16 protein-coding genes are annotated in these 16,026 nt (G+C 59.9%); 9 read left to right on the forward strand and 7 right to left on the reverse strand.

Annotation, left to right across the window (positions count from 1 at the left end):
* Positions 1 to 2 precede the first annotated feature (2 nt).
* Genes ACRHIG_RS18925 through ACRHIG_RS18935 form a run of 3 tightly spaced genes read right to left on the reverse strand, consistent with a single transcriptional unit; the run spans position 3 to position 3,780 of the window.
* Positions 3 to 2,327: a hypothetical protein gene (locus tag ACRHIG_RS18925; protein ID WP_489627477.1), complete on the reverse strand. Its 2,325-nt coding sequence runs from the start codon at positions 2,325 to 2,327 to the stop codon at positions 3 to 5.
* Positions 2,324 to 3,082, reverse strand: a complete 759-nt coding sequence (locus ACRHIG_RS18930) for a PP2C family serine/threonine-protein phosphatase (RefSeq protein ID WP_489627478.1) — start codon at positions 3,080 to 3,082, stop codon at positions 2,324 to 2,326. Before ACRHIG_RS18930 ends, ACRHIG_RS18925 begins: the two co-directional genes overlap by 4 nt.
* A 14-nt stretch (positions 3,083 to 3,096) precedes the next feature.
* Positions 3,097 to 3,780 carry a vWA domain-containing protein gene (locus tag ACRHIG_RS18935; protein ID WP_489627479.1) on the reverse strand — a complete coding sequence of 228 codons (684 nt, stop codon included), beginning with the start codon at positions 3,778 to 3,780 and terminating at the stop codon, positions 3,097 to 3,099.
* A gap of 276 nt (positions 3,781 to 4,056) precedes the next feature.
* Here ACRHIG_RS18935 and ACRHIG_RS18940 point away from each other — a divergent pair, with 276 nt between their 5' ends.
* The 5 genes from ACRHIG_RS18940 to ACRHIG_RS18960 all read left to right on the forward strand — a co-directional run bounded on the left by ACRHIG_RS18940 (position 4,057) and on the right by ACRHIG_RS18960 (position 6,972).
* The gene (locus tag ACRHIG_RS18940; protein ID WP_489627480.1) at positions 4,057 to 4,791 is read left to right on the forward strand and encodes a helix-turn-helix transcriptional regulator; all 735 of its coding nucleotides are present in this window, start codon (positions 4,057 to 4,059) and stop codon (positions 4,789 to 4,791) included.
* A 183-nt stretch (positions 4,792 to 4,974) separates the two neighbouring features.
* Entirely contained in the window at positions 4,975 to 5,424 is a 450-nt protein-coding gene (locus tag ACRHIG_RS18945) for a hypothetical protein (RefSeq protein ID WP_489627481.1), read from the forward strand.
* A 62-nt stretch (positions 5,425 to 5,486) separates the two neighbouring features.
* Positions 5,487 to 5,903: a hypothetical protein gene (locus ACRHIG_RS18950; RefSeq protein ID WP_489627482.1), complete on the forward strand. Its 417-nt coding sequence runs from the start codon at positions 5,487 to 5,489 to the stop codon at positions 5,901 to 5,903.
* On the forward strand, positions 5,900 to 6,343 hold the full coding sequence (locus ACRHIG_RS18955) for a hypothetical protein (RefSeq protein WP_489627483.1): 444 nt from the start codon (positions 5,900 to 5,902) through the stop codon (positions 6,341 to 6,343). Before ACRHIG_RS18950 ends, ACRHIG_RS18955 begins: the two co-directional genes overlap by 4 nt.
* Positions 6,344 to 6,447: 104 nt before the next feature.
* Positions 6,448 to 6,972: a hypothetical protein gene (locus ACRHIG_RS18960; protein ID WP_489627484.1), complete on the forward strand. Its 525-nt coding sequence runs from the start codon at positions 6,448 to 6,450 to the stop codon at positions 6,970 to 6,972.
* 30 nt (positions 6,973 to 7,002) lie between these two features.
* Here ACRHIG_RS18960 and ACRHIG_RS18965 read toward each other — a convergent pair whose 3' ends face one another.
* Both ACRHIG_RS18965 and ACRHIG_RS18970 read right to left on the reverse strand, forming a co-directional pair.
* Positions 7,003 to 7,458: a tellurite resistance TerB family protein gene (locus ACRHIG_RS18965; protein WP_475416789.1), complete on the reverse strand. Its 456-nt coding sequence runs from the start codon at positions 7,456 to 7,458 to the stop codon at positions 7,003 to 7,005.
* Positions 7,459 to 7,533: 75 nt separating this feature from the next.
* Positions 7,534 to 7,734, reverse strand: a complete 201-nt coding sequence (locus ACRHIG_RS18970) for a hypothetical protein (protein WP_489627485.1) — start codon at positions 7,732 to 7,734, stop codon at positions 7,534 to 7,536.
* 84 nt (positions 7,735 to 7,818) lie between these two features.
* Between ACRHIG_RS18970 and ACRHIG_RS18975 the strand changes: the two genes are divergently transcribed.
* The 4 genes from ACRHIG_RS18975 (at position 7,819) to ACRHIG_RS18990 (ending at position 10,473) form a co-directional block, all read left to right on the forward strand.
* Positions 7,819 to 8,340: a lipid II flippase family protein gene (locus ACRHIG_RS18975; RefSeq protein WP_489627486.1), complete on the forward strand. Its 522-nt coding sequence runs from the start codon at positions 7,819 to 7,821 to the stop codon at positions 8,338 to 8,340.
* Between the two features lie 31 nt (positions 8,341 to 8,371).
* Positions 8,372 to 8,527, forward strand: a complete 156-nt coding sequence (locus tag ACRHIG_RS18980) for a lipid II flippase family protein (protein ID WP_489627487.1) — start codon at positions 8,372 to 8,374, stop codon at positions 8,525 to 8,527.
* Between the two features lie 152 nt (positions 8,528 to 8,679).
* A complete protein-coding gene (locus tag ACRHIG_RS18985; protein WP_489627488.1) occupies positions 8,680 to 9,075 on the forward strand; it encodes a hypothetical protein in 396 nt (131 codons plus the stop codon).
* Between the two features lie 264 nt (positions 9,076 to 9,339).
* Positions 9,340 to 10,473, forward strand: a complete 1,134-nt coding sequence (locus ACRHIG_RS18990) for a hypothetical protein (protein ID WP_489627489.1) — start codon at positions 9,340 to 9,342, stop codon at positions 10,471 to 10,473.
* 210 nt (positions 10,474 to 10,683) lie between these two features.
* On the opposite strand, the gene purL is transcribed toward ACRHIG_RS18990, so the two are convergent.
* Both purL and ACRHIG_RS19000 read right to left on the reverse strand, forming a co-directional pair.
* Positions 10,684 to 14,721 carry a phosphoribosylformylglycinamidine synthase gene (gene purL / locus ACRHIG_RS18995; RefSeq protein WP_489627490.1) on the reverse strand — a complete coding sequence of 1,346 codons (4,038 nt, stop codon included), beginning with the start codon at positions 14,719 to 14,721 and terminating at the stop codon, positions 10,684 to 10,686.
* A gap of 199 nt (positions 14,722 to 14,920) precedes the next feature.
* A complete protein-coding gene (locus ACRHIG_RS19000; RefSeq protein ID WP_489627491.1) occupies positions 14,921 to 15,985 on the reverse strand; it encodes a GGDEF domain-containing protein in 1,065 nt (354 codons plus the stop codon).
* Between the last annotated feature and the right edge of the window lie 41 nt (positions 15,986 to 16,026).

The following is a 16,026-nucleotide window of genomic DNA, read 5'->3' on the forward strand; positions in this document are numbered from 1 at the left end:
CTTTAATTTTCCGCCGTGGCGGGCGCGCCCGCCGGCACGAAGCTGACACTGCCATTGCGGTAGCGCACCAGCACGTCCACCTTGGCGTCCTGGAATTGTCCATTTTTCACGGACGGGTTGAAAGTCCAGCTCTTCAGGCTATCCAAGATGACCTTGTTGAGCATGGGCTCCATGTATTGCTCGGCCCGCGCGGCGGTCAGGCTGCCATCGGCAGCGATGGACAGGGTCAGACGGCTTTCGCCGCTGGCCTGCGCGGTATTGAGCACGCGGTAGGCGACGGTGGCCATCGTGTCGCGCTGCACGCTGGCGCCCTGGTCCGGCGGCGCCGGCAAGGCTGCCAGCTTCTTTGCCAGCAAGGCGCCGTCGGCCAGCGCCTTGTCCCAGCGTTTCGGATAGGCGCCCGGCTGCACCAGGCGCAGCATATTGGCCGCGCGCTCCATGCGGCTGGCCGTGCGCTCGACGCCGTTGTCGGCCGCTTCGCCTTCTTCGGCCGGCATGGCATTCTGCGCCGTATGGCGCTGCGCCGTCACTTGCGCCAGCGCCACCAGGTTGGCGGCATCCTGCTCGCCCCCGCCGCCGCGCAGCAGTGCCGTGGCGGCGATGCCGAGCCAGGCCACGCCATCGGTCGGACGGGCCCACACGGCTTGCTCGAAGTATTGGCGCGCCGCTTGCGGCTCATTCAGGCTCAGGTGCGTGCGGGCCAGCGCCGCCGCGGCCAGGTGGTCGCGCGGATCGGCTTGCAGCAAGTCGAGGTAGGTATCGGACAAGCTGGACTGGTAGCCGGGCAGCCAGCCCATGCTTTCCATCATCGAGGTGCGCAGACGCGCGCGGGCCAGGTCACCGCTGTAGCCCGACGATTTTTCCCGCTCGCTGCGGTACAGCAGTTGCAAGCCCCGCACGACGGCGGCATCGTCGCCCTTGCCCATGGCTTGCGACAAGTTGCGCACGGCACGCCGCACGTCCGACGGCTGCAATGCACCGGCCTTGCGCGCATGCCAGTCCAGCTGTTCCAGCCCGGCTACGGGCACCGTCGTGGCTTGCTGCCCGGTCTTCTTTTCCGCATCGTCCGGTACGGCGGTCCAGATCGCAAAGCCGATCACGAAGAACACAATCAGGATGATGATGACCACCCAGCCCGTGTCCGACACGGCGGACTGCCCTTGCGCGGCCGGCGCCGGCGCGGCGTTGCCAGGCAAGGTACGCGGACGCCGCGGCGGCGGCGCCTGCCTTGCCTGCGCCAAAGCGTGAGCCGAAGCCTGCGCGGCCGCCCCGATGACCTTGTCGCGCGCGCAGGCCGCGCAACCCTGGCCCGCAAAATGCTGGTGTTCGGGATTCACGGCGCACACTGTCAACTTGCCGCCGCTGCGCTGCGCATAGCCGCGCAGCAACTGCGCCCAGTCGGCCGCCGATGGCCGCTGCGCCGTGGAGGATGGGGAAAACGCGCGGTCGAACATGGCGCGCAATTCCGGCGGCATCAAGGCATGGCCGCTGGTGGCGTTCGGCGCCAGCTGCTTGTGGCGTTTGACGCCATACGCATAGCAGCCGTCGCGGATGCGCCCGGGAATATCGGTCGCCACTTGCGCATTGCCGGGCCGCCCGCTGTACGGGTGGATGCCGAAGTTGAGCAACTGGAAGATGACGACGGCCAGGGCGAAACGGTCCTGCGCCATTTCCGTGCCCGCAGGCATGCCCTTGCGCTGGAATTCCGGCGCCAGGTAGTCGGCCGTGAATTGCTCGGCAGGAAAACGCTCCGCATGGCCCTGGATGCTGAAACCGTCGCAATCGAGCATGGCGATGTACAACGAATCGCGGTAAAAACGCAGGTTCACGGGTTTTAAGTCGACCACGTAATGCTGCTGCTGGTGCAGCGCATCGAGGACGGCGGCCAGGTTGGCGGCCAGGGTCAGCTTGGGACCGAGTCCCGTGGGCAGGCCCGCCGCGCGCGCTTGCCGCTCCTGCATGATCTGTTCCAGCTCGGCCGTCTGCGCCATGTCCAGCAGGGGCATGACAAAACCGGCAAAGCCGCCCTGGCCGTCGAACACGGCCGCTTGGGGCCACGCGATCTGCACGTAGCGCTTGCCGTTTTCCAGCTGGTCGGGCAATTCGGGCGACAGTTCCAGCATCGCTTCGAGCTTGCGCCGGTTGGCCGCCCGGTCCAGGTGCGGGTGGTACAGCTTGGCGACCTGCGCGGACGCGCCGGGCAACAGGTACACGCTGCCCGCGCCGCCGCTCTTGACGAGTTTACCCAGTACCAGGCTGCGGACCTTATCCAGCCATATCTTGCCGCCCGGACTCAGACCGGGCGTGACTCCCTGCTTCCGGCTCATGCGCGCAAGGCCAGCAGCAGGGTCTTGTCGTCGCCCGTGATCTGGTGCGTGCGCGGGTCGGCCAGGGTAGACGCCAGCGCCGTATTGCCCAGCTCGATACTCTCGACCGTGCGCAGATAGCCTTGCACGGCATCCATGAACGGCGCGTACAGCGCTGCATTGTTCTTGCTCATGGCAAAGGGCATGCAGCCGTCCGACATCAGCACGACGCCGCGCACGGCTTGCGGAATCGCCAGCAGGCGCAGCTGTTCGCGCCAGCGCTCGCCACTGATGAAATAGGTTTCGTTGGCGTATTCGCCGTTGGCGGGCAGCGAGATCAGTTCGCCGCCGTCCATCAGTTGCGCCACGCCCAGGCCGTCGCCCAGGTGGAAGAAGAAGCCGGCCTCTTGCCCCATGACCGCGCCCACCACCGTGCTGGCATAGTCGTCGAGGGTGGCGTTGGCGGCGCGGGCGATGTCGTCGAGCGCGGCGCGGATCTGCGCCAGGGTCGCCGCCAGCGCGCCGTCATGCAGATCCTGCACGGTGGCGCCCTGCTCCAGCCGTCCGGCCAGCGCCTGCACGGTGTGCGCCGCGACAAACTGCGCGCCCTGCTCGCTGAGGCGGGCCGAACCGGCGCCATCGCAGACGATGGCCACCAAAACGTCGTTCACGACGGCGTGCGCGTGCGCATCCTGGCAAGCGATCTCCTTATCCAGATGCGCCTTGCCCGTGACGGAGGCGCCAAACACGCGCCACTGCTGCTTTGCTATTGCCATGGATCAGCGGGCTTTCACGTATTCACGACGGACCAGCCGTCCGTCGAAGCCAGCTGCGCCTGCGCGCCGGGACGCGATTGCGACACCACCTGCATGCTGGCGCTCAGCCACAGGAACAGTTCGCGGAACTGCAAGCCCTTCAGCTGCTTCACGCCCCGCTCGCCCCGGCTGGAAAACTGCCCCAGGGTAGCGGTATTCGCATTGTCGCCCACGGCGATGGGGAAGATCGCCACCTTATTCGCCTGTTCAGCCGCGCGCGCCTGCTCGGCGCCGCGCTGCCAGGGATCGGTCGGCTCGCCGTCGGACATCAAAAACAGCCACGGCCGCGTGTACGCCACGCCCGCCGCGCGGAAGCGCTGCTTTTCCTGCTCGATCTCGGCCAGGGCCAGCTCGACGGCCGCGCCGGTCGGCGTGGTGCCGTTCGCTTCAAGCCGGGGCGCCGTGAAATCCATGGCGTCGCACCAGGTGCTGGCGACTACCGCTTCATCGTGCGCGCCGTATTGAATCACGAGGATGCGCACGCGCTTGGCGGCGATCACGTCGGATTTCAACTCCTGCTCCAGCAGGGCCAGGCCTTCGTTCAGCAGCGAGACGGGTTCGCCCGCCATGCTGCCGGAGCAGTCCAGCACGAGCACCAGCGGCGTGCGTTGTTCGGTGTTGTCGACCAGGGCGACGTCGGGAATCATTATTGAACTCATGGGCAATCGGTAAATGTGAAATCGGACATAGTGCGAATCTTACATCATGGCCGCGATTTACCCGCGCGAGTTTCCTGCAGAACACTATCCAGAAGGACAGGCGCGAACCATTGCGGCACCGCTGTCTTTGTACTATCTTGATAGTTGCTCAGGACAGAAGACAGCGAACAGACCTTCCTCACAAAGGTGGGACGAATCGCTGCGCAACACCGCCCTTACCCAGTTCCGCACCTGCGCGCCTGCGGCACACTGATGTAGTCAGGATTGGGGGCAAGCATGGACACAGGTATAGCAACGGCGGATGTGGGCAAACTGATCGCCGCCATGTACGACTCGGCCTGCGGCGCGGGCGACTGGCCGCAGCTCGACAGCGCCGACCTGAGCGGCCAGCAATGGCAGGAACTCTTGCCGCATCTGCAACGCGCCCTTTGCCTGCAGCAGCGCCTGCGCGAAGCGCAACTGGCCAGCCACTGCGCGCTGGCGGCGCTCGACGCCATGGGCGCCATCGTGCTGGTGCTCGACGCCAACCTCGGACTGCGTTTCGCCACGCCCGCCGGCCACGCCTTGCATGCGGCGCAACTAGCACACGCCGCGCCGCCCGACTTGGTGCGCGCCGTGCGCATGGTCATCGCCAGCACCGGCGGCGCAGCGCAATGCCAGTCGCTGCGCCTGGCGCGCAAACAGCAAGGTCCCCTGGCCCTGACAGTAACACCGCTTGCCGATTGCCAGCCCCCATGCGCGCTGCTGATCGCGCGCGATCCCACCCAAGCGAGCACGTCTGTCACTGCCTTGCGGCAGCTGTTCGACTTGACGCAAGCCGAAGCGCTGGTGGGCAAGGCGCTGGCGCAAGGGGCCACCATCGAGGAAATCGCCGCGCGCGGCGGCATCAGCGTCAATACCGTCAAGACGCATCTGCACCACACCTATTTGAAGACCGATACGCGGCGCCAGGGCGAGCTGATCGCGCTGATCCACGGTGCCACGGCGCACCTGGCCGTGCTTGACGCATGAGGCCGCGTCATCCGATCGGATGATGCGCGGTGCATATTGCCTGCCTACACTGGCAAGACTGGTCGCCCGCACCTTGCCAAGGTCACCACAGCGCGTGCGGACCAGCCGGTTCGATTTCCCTGGTACCAATAATATCGCCGCGCCGGCAGCGGACGGCACCAAAGTTCAAGGATGGGTAAAAAAATGAAAACATGGATCCTGGCCGGCACCCTGGGCGTCTGCGCCCTGCTGGCAAATGCACAAACGCTTCCCGACAGCCAGACCGTCGTCATTCCAGGCGGGCGCCTGCAGACGATCGAACTGCCAGCCCACAGGCACTTCATGAGCGCGCAAGAATTTTCTCCGTTCCGCGGCGGCTATGAGTTGTCGAACGGCCAGGTGCTCCACCTGCGCAATATAGGCAGCATCGGCGCCATGATGTATGCGCGCATCGATGACCAGGAAGAACATCGCATCATCGCCAGCGGCAGCAACAGCTTCGTGGCGCTGGACCGGCAACTGGCCATGCGCATCGACTTGCGCGACGATGGCAGCGTGGGCGGCGAAGTGCTGATGGTGGTGCCGGCAGAAAAACTGGTCAGCGGCGACATCGTGCCGGCACACGTGCAAAGCATGGGCCTGGCATCGCGTTGAGGCGGCAGGCAGGCGCCAAGCCGCCTTCCGCATGGGTGACAGCCATGAGCAAGCAATATTCTGTGCAACAGCAAAACGCGCTGACCCTGGCCACCATCCGCCAGACGGCGGCTTGGTGGCGCGCCCGCCCCTGCCCGACGCCTTGCGCCAGTGCGCGGCCAGCCATGGCGTGGCGCTCGATGCGGCCCTCATGCTCGACCTGCGGCTGGCCTGCCCCGGCAGGCCCCGTGTACGGCAAGCTGCTGAGCGCCGACGGCCACTTCATTCATTTCGAGATGGACCTCGACGACAACTTGCGTCCCTTGCCCGGCAGCGTGGCGTGGGACGACATCAGCGCACGCTACGACCTGGCCGCACACAAACGGGGCACGGGCGTGGGGTACGGCGAGCTGTGCAAGCAAGTGCTGCAGGAATTGAATCAGGACGGGCGGCAGGTGCCGCGCGCTAGTAGCCATCAAGCAACAAGGACAACGACATGAAAACCGTCACCTTGGGCACACTCCTGTGCCTCGCCGCCGCCAGCACGGCAGCCACCGCGCAATCCCTGCCGCCGGAGCACACCGTCACCGTGCCCGGCAACGCGCTGCGCATCGACGTGCCCGAACACCCGCGCTACATGATGCGCCAGGATTTCAAGAAATTCGTCGGCACCTATGATCTGTCGAATGGCGACACGCTGGAACTGCGCCTCGCCGGCGCCGTCAAGTATGCGCGTATCGGCAAGCAGGAAGAGCACCGCATCGTCGCCACCGACGGCAACGCCTTCGTCGCGCTGGACCGCCAGTTGAAGTTGCGCATCGACCACAACGATGACGGCAGCGTGGATGGCGAACTGGTGATGGTGGTGCCGTCGCAAAACCTGTCGGGCGGCGGCGTCGTGCCGTCCCACGTGCAACACATCGGGCTGGCATCGCGTTGAGGCGCAGCGTAATTGCGGGCAGTTCCAGGGAGGTGCGCGCGGCCCTCGCGTGCTATCATCGCCGCCAAATTCCTTAAATGAATGACAACGGCCCCTGGAGCGCAATGCAGACACCTCGCAGTAACCCTATATTCACCGTGCTGCGCCGCACCCTGCGCCTGCTGGCCTGGCCCCTGCTGGCCCTGGTCAGCGCCGCCTGCACCAGCACCACGCGCCATCCGGCCAGCGAGCCCACGCAAGTCGTCCTGCGCTTTACCTATGACGACGGCAAGCCGATGCGGCATGACGATTACCTGGCCCAGGCGCGCCAGCAAACGTATATCAAGCGCTGCAGCAAGATAGGCAGCACCACTGTCTGCGACATCGGCTCGGATGCACTGTTCACGGGCGGCGACGCCCCGCTGGACGCCAACGGCGAAGTGCGCGTCACCCTGCACTCGACCGGCCCCATCGGCAACAATCCGACCAGCCTTTGCATCAAGGGCAAAGGCTACGTCTTTGATTCCGGCGACTGGAAACGCGGTCCCTTCAGCCCCGGCCAGGTGATCGAGATCCGCTACAGGATCAGCGAAGTGGACATGGCGTGCCCCTGGTCGTCGGGCACGCCGCCGTGGTGGGACAAGAGTTAAGCCAGCCAGCCTGGGCCGCCTGGCCCGGCTTTACTGCAACTCGAACTCCGCCGGAGTCAAGCCCAGCTCGCGCGCGATCTTGCTGGCCACGCGCTGCTCGTTGGCGTCGAAATTGCCGTCCGACGAAGCGACGGCGATGATCATGCGCACCAGCAGGCGCGACGCCTCCACATTCGACTTCATCTTGCCCAGCGCCTGATACGCCTTGGCTTCGCCGATATCCTTGTCGAATTCCAGCTGGCCGACATAGTCCTGGAAAGCCTTGATCACGTCCGTGGTGCTGAATACGGATAGCGCGTCATTACTTTCAATAAACTTCACCATCTTCTGCTTCTCTTCCGCGCTGACGCTGCCGTCGGCCATGGAGATCAGGGCCGAGCCCGCCATCGCGGCGTTCAGGAAATCCTTGTTCTTGTACTTCAGTGCCTCAGTTTTCAGTTCACTTGCCTTGGACTTCAGCTTGCTCAAAAAGGAATCGAAACTCATGGCGTACCTCCGGGTTGGTTGATTCATATCGAGCGGCAAGTCTTGCCGCCACCAGGGATAGTTGAGGGTGTAAGCTTAAAATACAAGCAAGGCCATGCGGCGGCCCTTTACTTCACCCGCCAACGAAGCCGCCACTCCCGCCAATCGAAGTGCATCGACTCCAATACGCACCAATAAACAACTGAAACGCGGCGATTCTCCAGAGATTCGAAAAGTTAAATAATTTGCAGTTGAAAAATAAGTAACTTCATGGCAGCATGGAATTACTTTTTCCATACTGCAAGGCTGTGATGGACAAGCAACTGCTGCTGATTTACGCGCTGACGTTCATCATCCACTTCGTTGGCACCCTCGCCTCCCGTGCGCATCGCCGGAATCCGCACGCGGAGCATCGCCGTATCGCTAGCCCTGTTCAGCATCCTCATGCTGTTGTCGCGCACCTCGAACTCCTTCCTCGGCCATTTCCTCGCCAAACATATGGAAACGGGCATCGACCGGCATGCGGCCGCCAGCCTTCCGACGATACCCGGCACAATGCTGATCCCCACCTTCCAGCGCGCCTTCTGCCGCGCCGTCGAGCACTTCCAGGTGCACAGGTCGGTACCGAAACTGCTGCTGCACGCCGTCTTCAAGGGCGGCTTGTCCTATCTCAAGACCTCCGCCAGCCTGCCCAAGCCTGCCAACGTCACGGGCCTGCGCGAAAAATTCGGCGTTTCCGTCTCCATGATAGCCATGAACGTCATCGCCATGGCACTGCGGACAGCTGGGCGCATCTTTTCCCACCTTACAGCGCGGCCATGTACGCACGCGTGCTCGCCCCCAGCATGCGCGTCACCTCCAACACGCTTTCATCGATCATCAACGGCGGCGGCGCCATCATGATGGCCTTCTTCATCTGTGCGTGGTGTCGGGCATGACTGATGACGTCATCAAGGGCAAGATCGAAGAATCGCAATTCAGGCGGACGGTGATGAGATTGGTGGGGAGAAAATTGGTGGGGACATTGACTGCGCGGTTTTTATTGGTGCCGTCGGCGATGGTGATTATGGGAGTGGCGAAAAATATATAAGGTCAACACGTTTAATCATGCGAAACTTTTCATACCTAGAAAATTTAACACATAAATTATATGAATAATTATTTAAAATCTTCCATATCAATTCTTTATGGAGAAGAAGATGACTTTATGATACTAGGGTTAACTGGGAGAACCGGTAGCGGATGCTCAACCGTAGCAGAAATATTACAATCAGAAAAAATAATATTAACCACTCTTTAATTAATGATGAAAATCCCATATCAAATGAAGACAGGAAATCAAAAATAATCCTCACAAATTTTGAAGCAACATGGCATCCATTTCATTTAATTCAAGCAAGCTCAGTACTTACTCTTTTATTTTCTCAAAAGAAAAGCAGCGACATAAAAAAATACATTGATGGACTAAAAATACTAAAAAAGGAAGCGACCACATATCTAGTAAAAACCCTAGCATTAATAAACACAAAAGAAATAAATGCAACAAGAACGAAAGTAGGCGCATCTTATTTTTACACAAAAGAGCTACCTAAAATATGCAAGGAAGTAAAAAAGAAATTGGCGACAATGCTTTTGTAAAAATATACCAATTGATAGGAAAAAATGTCCGCATGTCGGGAGACCCAACAGACTCAAAACTAATTGATGGAAAATTTTTCACTTTAGCAAAAAAATTAACGAAATAATAAAAAAATAAGAAATGAGGACAAAGAGAAAGAAGAAAAAACTCAGATCGTAATCGATGCCATTCGAAGTCCCCTTGAAGCGATTTTCTTCCAAGAAAGATACGCAGCATTCTTCTTAGTTGCAGTATCCTGCTCTGATAGCGACAGAAAAAGTAGATTGCGAAAATTAAAATATTCAGAAAGTGACATTAAACTCATAGATGAGCAAGAATATAAAAGCAGAGATATTAATGAAAATACTTCATTTTCCGTGCAAGATATCCAAGCCTGCCTTCAAAGGTCTGATATTTATGTAAGCAACCCCACCGAAAAAAATAAAGTATCTGAATATAAATATCTTGCAAATCAAATAATCAGATTTATTACCTTAATGAAACGGCCAGGATGCATTACACCAACCGCATTGGAACGAGGCATGCAAGTTGCGTATACAGCAAAACTACATTCCGGGTGCATTTCTAGACAAGTAGGTGCAGTAATAACAGATAGTAGCTTTTCAATTCAGGCAGTCGGCTGGAATGACACTCCATACGGACAGGTTCCTTGCATTCTTAGAAATCGCTTTGATATGATCAATGGCCGTGATCAAATAGCATATAGCGAATATGAAAAAACAAACTTAGAGTATATCGCTCATTTTTCAAAAAATACTGAAAAATATATAGAAATAAAATCAGGAAGGAATATTTCATTTTGCTTCAAATCCGAATTCAACTCTTTCAAAGGAAAAGATAACCAAGTTCACACGCGAGCCCTTCATGCTGAAGAAAATGCATTTTTGCAAATATCAAAATACGGTGGAAGAGGTATAAAAGATGGATTCCTCTTTACCACGGCGAGCCCATGCGAACTTTGTGCGAAGAAGGCATATCAATTAGGAATTAAGAATATATATTACATCGATCCGTATCCAGGAATCGCAACAGAACATGTAATTCAAAGTGGCTACAATAGACCAAATTTAGTATTGTTCTCGGGAGCAATTGGAATTGCGTTTCATCGCTTATACACCCCAATGGTTGCTTACAAAGATGAGCTAAATTCACTAAAAATAATATCTGAAACAAATCCCATGGCAGTTGATGCTTTCAAAAATATACGTACAGCCATAGTAAAAATACAAGATCCCATAAAACTAAAGGAAATTAGATCCACCATAGATAGCATGGAAAATACATATGGCACAAAAAAATTCACTGGCGCATATGTTGACTTTATGGAAGCAATAAAAAATCATTTATCAAGCGTAAAAACTGCATTACCAAAAATAACAAATCTCCTAATAAACTAATAAACTAATAAACTAAAAATATTGATGCATAAAGGATAGGGCCAGAATGAAATGATGCAAAAAAACATTCATGCTATTAGTTATCTATTAGTTTAAAAGCACATCTCAAGGACCATGAATAATAAAAAAGCCGCTGTCTCCCGACAGCGGCTTTCTCATTCCTACCCCAGCAGCACCTTGACCCAAGGCGCCGCGCTAACAACTAACTAATTACCCCACAAACTTCCGTGCATTCCTGAACATGCGCATCCACGGCGAATCCTCGCCCCATGCTTCAGGGTGGTACGACTGCTGGACTGACCGGAACACGCGCTCCGCGTGCGGCATCAGCACGGTGAAGCGGCCGTCTGGCGTGGTGACGGAGGTGATGCCTTCCGGCGAGCCGTTCGGGTTGTACGGGTAGGCTTCGGTGGCGGCGCCCTTGTTGTCGACGAAGCGCATGGCTTTCGTGACCTGGGTGATGTCGCCCGTTTGCGAGAAGTCGGCGTAGCCTTCGCCGTGGGCGATGGCGATGCCGGCTTGCGTGCCGGCCATGCCGTTGAAGAAGATCGATGGGGAGTCCATCACTTCGACCATGGCAAAGCGGCCTTCGAATTTCTCCGACTTGTTGCGCGTGAACTTCGGCCAGGCGTGGGCGCCGGGGATGATCGATTTCAGGTTGCTCATCATCTGGCAGCCGTTGCAGATGCCGAGGCCGAAGCTGTCGGTGCGGTTGAAGAAGCGCGCGAACTGTTCCGCCAGGCTGGCGTTGAACAGGATCGTCTTCGCCCAGCCTTCGCCCGCGCCCAGCACGTCGCCGTACGAGAAGCCGCCCACGGCGATGATGCCCTGGAAGTCGTCCAGCTTGACTCTGCCGGCGATCAGGTCGCTCATGTGCACGTCGACGGCCGTAAAGCCTGCCTGGTGCATCACGTAGGCCGTCTCGATGTGCGAGTTGACGCCCTGCTCGCGCAGGATGGCGACACGCGGACGCACGCCGGTGGCGATGAATGGCGCGGCGATGTTGTCGTTCTGGTCAAACGTGACGATCGGCGACATGCCCGGATCTTGCACGTCCAGCAGGCGGTCGTATTCGGCGTCCGCGCAGGCCGGATTGTCACGCAGGCGGGCGATGCGCCAGCTCGTTCTGCTCCACAGGCGGTGCAGCTCGGCGCGCGGCTGGGTGTAAATCAGCTTGGCGTCGCGCGTGAATTCGATCACGTCGCGGTCGTTCAATTTGCCGATGATATGGCTGCAGGCGCCCAGGTTGAAGGTGCGCAACACATCCATGACGAGCGACTTTTCTTCCGCGCGCACCTGGATCACGGCGCCCAGCTCTTCGCTGAACAGGGCGCGCAGGGTCAGTTCGTTGCGGCGTTCCGCTACCTGGCCCGTCCAGTTCTTGGCATCGCCCCAGTCGCTCGAATGCTCGCCTTCCATGGTCAGCATGTCCAGGTTGACGGACATGCCCGTGTGGCCGGCGAAGGCCATTTCCGTCAGGGTGGCGTACAGGCCGCCGTCCGAACGGTCATGGTAGGCCAGCAGCTTGTCGTCGCTGTTCAGTTTCTGGATGGCGGCGAAGAAGCCTTTCAGGTCTTCCGCGCTGTCCACGTCCGGCGTTTCATTGCCCAATTGGCCCATGACTTGTGCCAGCGCGGAGGCGCCCAAACGGTTTTTGCCGCGGCCCAGGTCGATCAAGATCAGGGACGTGTCGCCCTGGTCCGTTTTCAGCTGCGGCGTGAGCGACTTGCGCACGTCCGTCACTGGCGCGAACGAGGAAACGATCAGCGACACTGGCGACGTGACGGATTTCGCCGCGCCCGTGCCCTCGTCTTTCCACGTCGTGCGCATCGACAGCGAATCCTTGCCGACGGGGATGCTGATGCCCAGCGCCGGGCACAGGTCCATGCCGACGGCTTTGACGGTGTCGTACAGGGCCGCGTCCTGGCCAGGCTGGCCGCAGGCGGCCATCCAGTTGGCGGACAGCTTGATGTCGGAAATGTCGGCAATCGCGGCGGCGGCGATGTTCGTGACGGCTTCGCCCACGGCCATGCGGCCGGAAGCTGCTGCGTCGATGACGGCCAGCGGCGTGCGTTCGCCCATGGCCATCGCTTCGCCCAGATAACCCTCGAAGCTCATGGTGGTGACGGCGCAGTCGGCCACCGGCACTTGCCATGGTCCCACCATCTGGTCGCGCACGGTCATGCCGCCCACGCTGCGGTCGCCGATGGTGATCAGGAAGGATTTGTCGGCCACGGTCGGCAACAGCAGCACTTTTTGCGCTACGTCAACCAAGTCCATGCCCGTCAGGTCGATGGCCGGGAAATCGTTGGCCACGTGGACCACGTCGCGTTGCATCTTCGGCGGCTTGCCCAGCAAGACATCCATCGGCATGTCGACCGGCTCGTTGCCCAGTTCCGGGTCGATCAATTTGAGTTGACGCTCTTCGGTGGCCACGCCCACGGCGGCGAACAGGCAGCGTTCGCGTTCGCACATGGCTTTAAATAATGGCAGGCTTTCCGGCGCGATGGCCAGGACGTAGCGTTCCTGCGACTCATTGCTCCAGATTTCCTTCGGCGCCATGCCCGATTCTTCCAGCGGGATCTTGCGCAGGTCGAAAATCGCGCCGCGCTTGGCGTCGTTGGTGATTTCCGGGAAAGCGTTCGACAAGCCGCCCGCACCCACGTCGTGGATCGAGATGATCGGATTGTCGGCGCCCATTTGCCAGCAGGCGTTGATGACTTCCTGGGCGCGGCGCTCCATTTCCGGATTGCCGCGCTGGACGGAATCGAAGTCCAGGTCGGCCGTGTTGCTGCCGGTGGTCATCGACGAGGCGGCGCTGCCGCCCATGCCGATGCGCATGCCCGGGCCGCCCAGCTGCACCAGCAGGCTGCCGACGGGGATGTCGTTCTTGTGCGTGTGCTGCGCCGAGATATTGCCGATGCCGCCAGCGATCATGATGGGCTTGTGGTAGCCGAACACGGCGTCTTTGTCGGCGCCGACGTTCTGCTCATAGGTGCGGAAGTAGCCGCCCAGGACAGGACGGCCGAATTCGTTCGAGAACGCGGCGCCGCCCAACGGGCCTTCGATCATGATCTGCAGGGGCGAAGCGATGCGTTCCGGTTTGCCGTATTGATCTGCCTCAGTACGCGAGGCCAATGGCGCCGTCACGGAAGCGGCCGTTTCCCAGCTGCGCACGGCGTCCGGCAGCGACAGATTCGACACGGTGAAACCCGTGAGGCCAGCCTTCGGCTTGGCGCCGCGGCCCGTCGCGCCTTCGTCGCGGATCTCGCCGCCCGCGCCCGTGGACGCGCCGGGGAATGGAGAAATCGCCGTCGGGTGGTTATGCGTTTCCACCTTCATCAGCGTGTGCGTCAGTTCCGTGGAAGCCGCGTATTCGTGGTTCGCACCGCGCGGGTAGAAGCGCGACACGGTGGCGCCTTCCATGATGGACGAGTTGTCGCTGTAGGCGACGACGGTGCCCTTCGGCTGCAGTTCATGCGTGTTCTTGATCATGCCGAACAGCGATTTTGGCTGCGCCACGCCGTCGATGGTCCAATCGGCGTTGAAGATCTTGTGGCGGCAATGCTCGCTGTTCGCTTGCGCGAACATCATCAGTTCCACGTCCGTCGGGTTGCGGCCGGCCTTGGTGAAGGCGGCGTCCAGGTAGTCGATTTCGTCTTCCGACATCGCCAGGCCCAGCTCCGTGTTCGCCGTTTCCAGCGCGCGCTTGCCCTGCCCCAGCAAGTCGATCGATTCGAGCGGACGTGCTTCCAGGGTGCGGAACAAGTCCTTGGCATCGTCTGCGCTGCGCAGCACGGATTCCGTCATGCGGTCGTGCAACAGGTCGGCCACGGCCTGTACCTGCTCGTCCGACAATTTGCCGGCGCCAATGGCGCTGCCCAGGATGCCCGATTTCAGGTTGATGCGGAAAGCGACGCCGCGTTCGACGCGCTTGATGTGCGCCATGCCGCAGTTGTGCGCGATGTCGGTGGCTTTCGAGGCCCACGGTGAAATCGTGCCGAAACGGGGGATGACGAAGAATTCTTCGGCAGCGCCTTCCGTATTGTCAGCGTGGGCCGGCTCGCCGTACGTCAGCAAGGCGCCAAGGCGCGTGCTGTCGTCGTTGCTGAGAGCCGCGCCGGCATCGATGAAATGGACATAGCGTGCTTGCACGGCAACGATCGCAGGCGAGACGGCTTGCAGTTGGCTTAACAGACGGTGGCTACGGAAATGGGACAGGGCATTGGAACCCGGCAGTATCAACATGATTGGAAGGTGGTTGATGCAGCGTGGCTGCGGGTTAAAGGTAGGTATGACAATATCTTTCGTACGGCAAATTTCCTTTGCGCGCATTATACCCGTTTTACCCCTGCTTTATTACCGGAACTTATGGCTTTCGGGCCATTTTGCCCCTGAAACCGGCAGTTTTTGCCAACTTGCAACAACCATCCCGGGCGACCGACCATCAGGCGATCACATAGCGGTTCTTGCCTTGCCGCTTGGCCAGGTACAGCGCCTCGTCGGCCAGCCGGTAGCTGTGGCCCAGCTCCCTGCCCCGGTCCATTTCCGCCACGCCCACGCTGATCGACACGAACTGCGCGGCCAGGAAAGCCTGGCTGACGGCGTTGACCAGGCTGCCGGCAAAGGCGCGCGCGTCTTCGCGGCTGCCCGCATAGACGATGCCGAATTCCTCGCCGCCCAGGCGCCCGCACAGATGGCCTTGCGCCTTGTCCGCGATGATGGCGGCCGTGCGCACCAGCACCGCGTCGCCCGCATCGTGCCCCTGCTGGTCGTTGATGATCTTGAAATTGTCGATGTCGATCATCAGGAAATGCAGCATGCCGCCGTGGTTTGCGCCATGCATCTGCTGGGCGCGCTGCGTGAACATACGGCGGTTGTTCAAGCCCGTCAGGCTGTCCTGGAAGGCCAGCCGCGTCAATTCCACCTTGGCGTGATAGTTGCGTAAGCGCAATAAACTGAAGCTGACATTCAGCGCCAGCCCGAACAGCACGCTGACGGCGATCATCAATGGCACCCAGGGCTGGTCGGGCAAGCCCGCGTTCACCGGATACAGGCCGTGGCCCACGTTCCACCACACGCCCGCCACCACGGCCAGGTAGCTGAGGCCGCCATTGAAGATGGAAGCGATGGCCAGGGTCATGAAGACGCCCACGGGCAAGACCCAGAAGCTGGAGTGCTGGACGGCATCGGCCATGGTGCGCAAGCCGAAGGTCAGCGCCAGCACGGCGCAGGCGCCCGTCATGGTCAGCACGGGCAAGGTGGTGCAGCGGTAGCGCACGGCCAGACTCGTCAACATGCCCAGCAAGGCCAGCACGGCGTGCGCCAGGTTCGGATGGTAGGCGGGCGGCATCAGCAGCCAGGCCAGGCTGAAGGCGATGATGCCCAGCACTTGCGTGACCAGGCCGACCCGGTGCAATTCTGCAAAATAGGTATGCTGCTGTTCGCTGTTGCCGCCGAATGCAAGGGGAACGGCGATGCGCCGCAAGGTGGTCAGATCAGAAACGCGCATGACGGGCATCAACACCAGAGAGAGATAAAGCGCCCGTTAAA

It is taken from the genome of Janthinobacterium sp. C22, assembly GCF_057919405.1.

What these genes read in the sequence shown, in the direction of transcription:
- ACRHIG_RS18925 (WP_489627477.1), bottom strand. Translation starts at nt 2,327, where the DNA reads ATGAGCCGGAAGCAGGGAGTCACGCCCGGTCTGAGTCCGGGCGGCAAG.
- ACRHIG_RS18930 (WP_489627478.1), bottom strand. Translation starts at nt 3,082, where the DNA reads ATGGCAATAGCAAAGCAGCAGTGGCGCGTGTTTGGCGCCTCCGTCACG.
- ACRHIG_RS18935 (WP_489627479.1), bottom strand. Translation starts at nt 3,780, where the DNA reads ATGAGTTCAATAATGATTCCCGACGTCGCCCTGGTCGACAACACCGAA.
- ACRHIG_RS18940 (WP_489627480.1), top strand. Translation starts at nt 4,057, where the DNA reads ATGGACACAGGTATAGCAACGGCGGATGTGGGCAAACTGATCGCCGCC.
- ACRHIG_RS18945 (WP_489627481.1), top strand. Translation starts at nt 4,975, where the DNA reads ATGAAAACATGGATCCTGGCCGGCACCCTGGGCGTCTGCGCCCTGCTG.
- ACRHIG_RS18955 (WP_489627483.1), top strand. Translation starts at nt 5,900, where the DNA reads ATGAAAACCGTCACCTTGGGCACACTCCTGTGCCTCGCCGCCGCCAGC.
- ACRHIG_RS18960 (WP_489627484.1), top strand. Translation starts at nt 6,448, where the DNA reads ATGCAGACACCTCGCAGTAACCCTATATTCACCGTGCTGCGCCGCACC.
- ACRHIG_RS18965 (WP_475416789.1), bottom strand. Translation starts at nt 7,458, where the DNA reads ATGAGTTTCGATTCCTTTTTGAGCAAGCTGAAGTCCAAGGCAAGTGAA.
- ACRHIG_RS18970 (WP_489627485.1), bottom strand. Translation starts at nt 7,734, where the DNA reads ATGGAAAAAGTAATTCCATGCTGCCATGAAGTTACTTATTTTTCAACT.
- ACRHIG_RS18980 (WP_489627487.1), top strand. Translation starts at nt 8,372, where the DNA reads ATGACTGATGACGTCATCAAGGGCAAGATCGAAGAATCGCAATTCAGG.
- ACRHIG_RS18985 (WP_489627488.1), top strand. Translation starts at nt 8,680, where the DNA reads ATGCTCAACCGTAGCAGAAATATTACAATCAGAAAAAATAATATTAAC.
- purL (WP_489627490.1), bottom strand. Translation starts at nt 14,721, where the DNA reads ATGTTGATACTGCCGGGTTCCAATGCCCTGTCCCATTTCCGTAGCCAC.
- ACRHIG_RS19000 (WP_489627491.1), bottom strand. Translation starts at nt 15,985, where the DNA reads ATGCGCGTTTCTGATCTGACCACCTTGCGGCGCATCGCCGTTCCCCTT.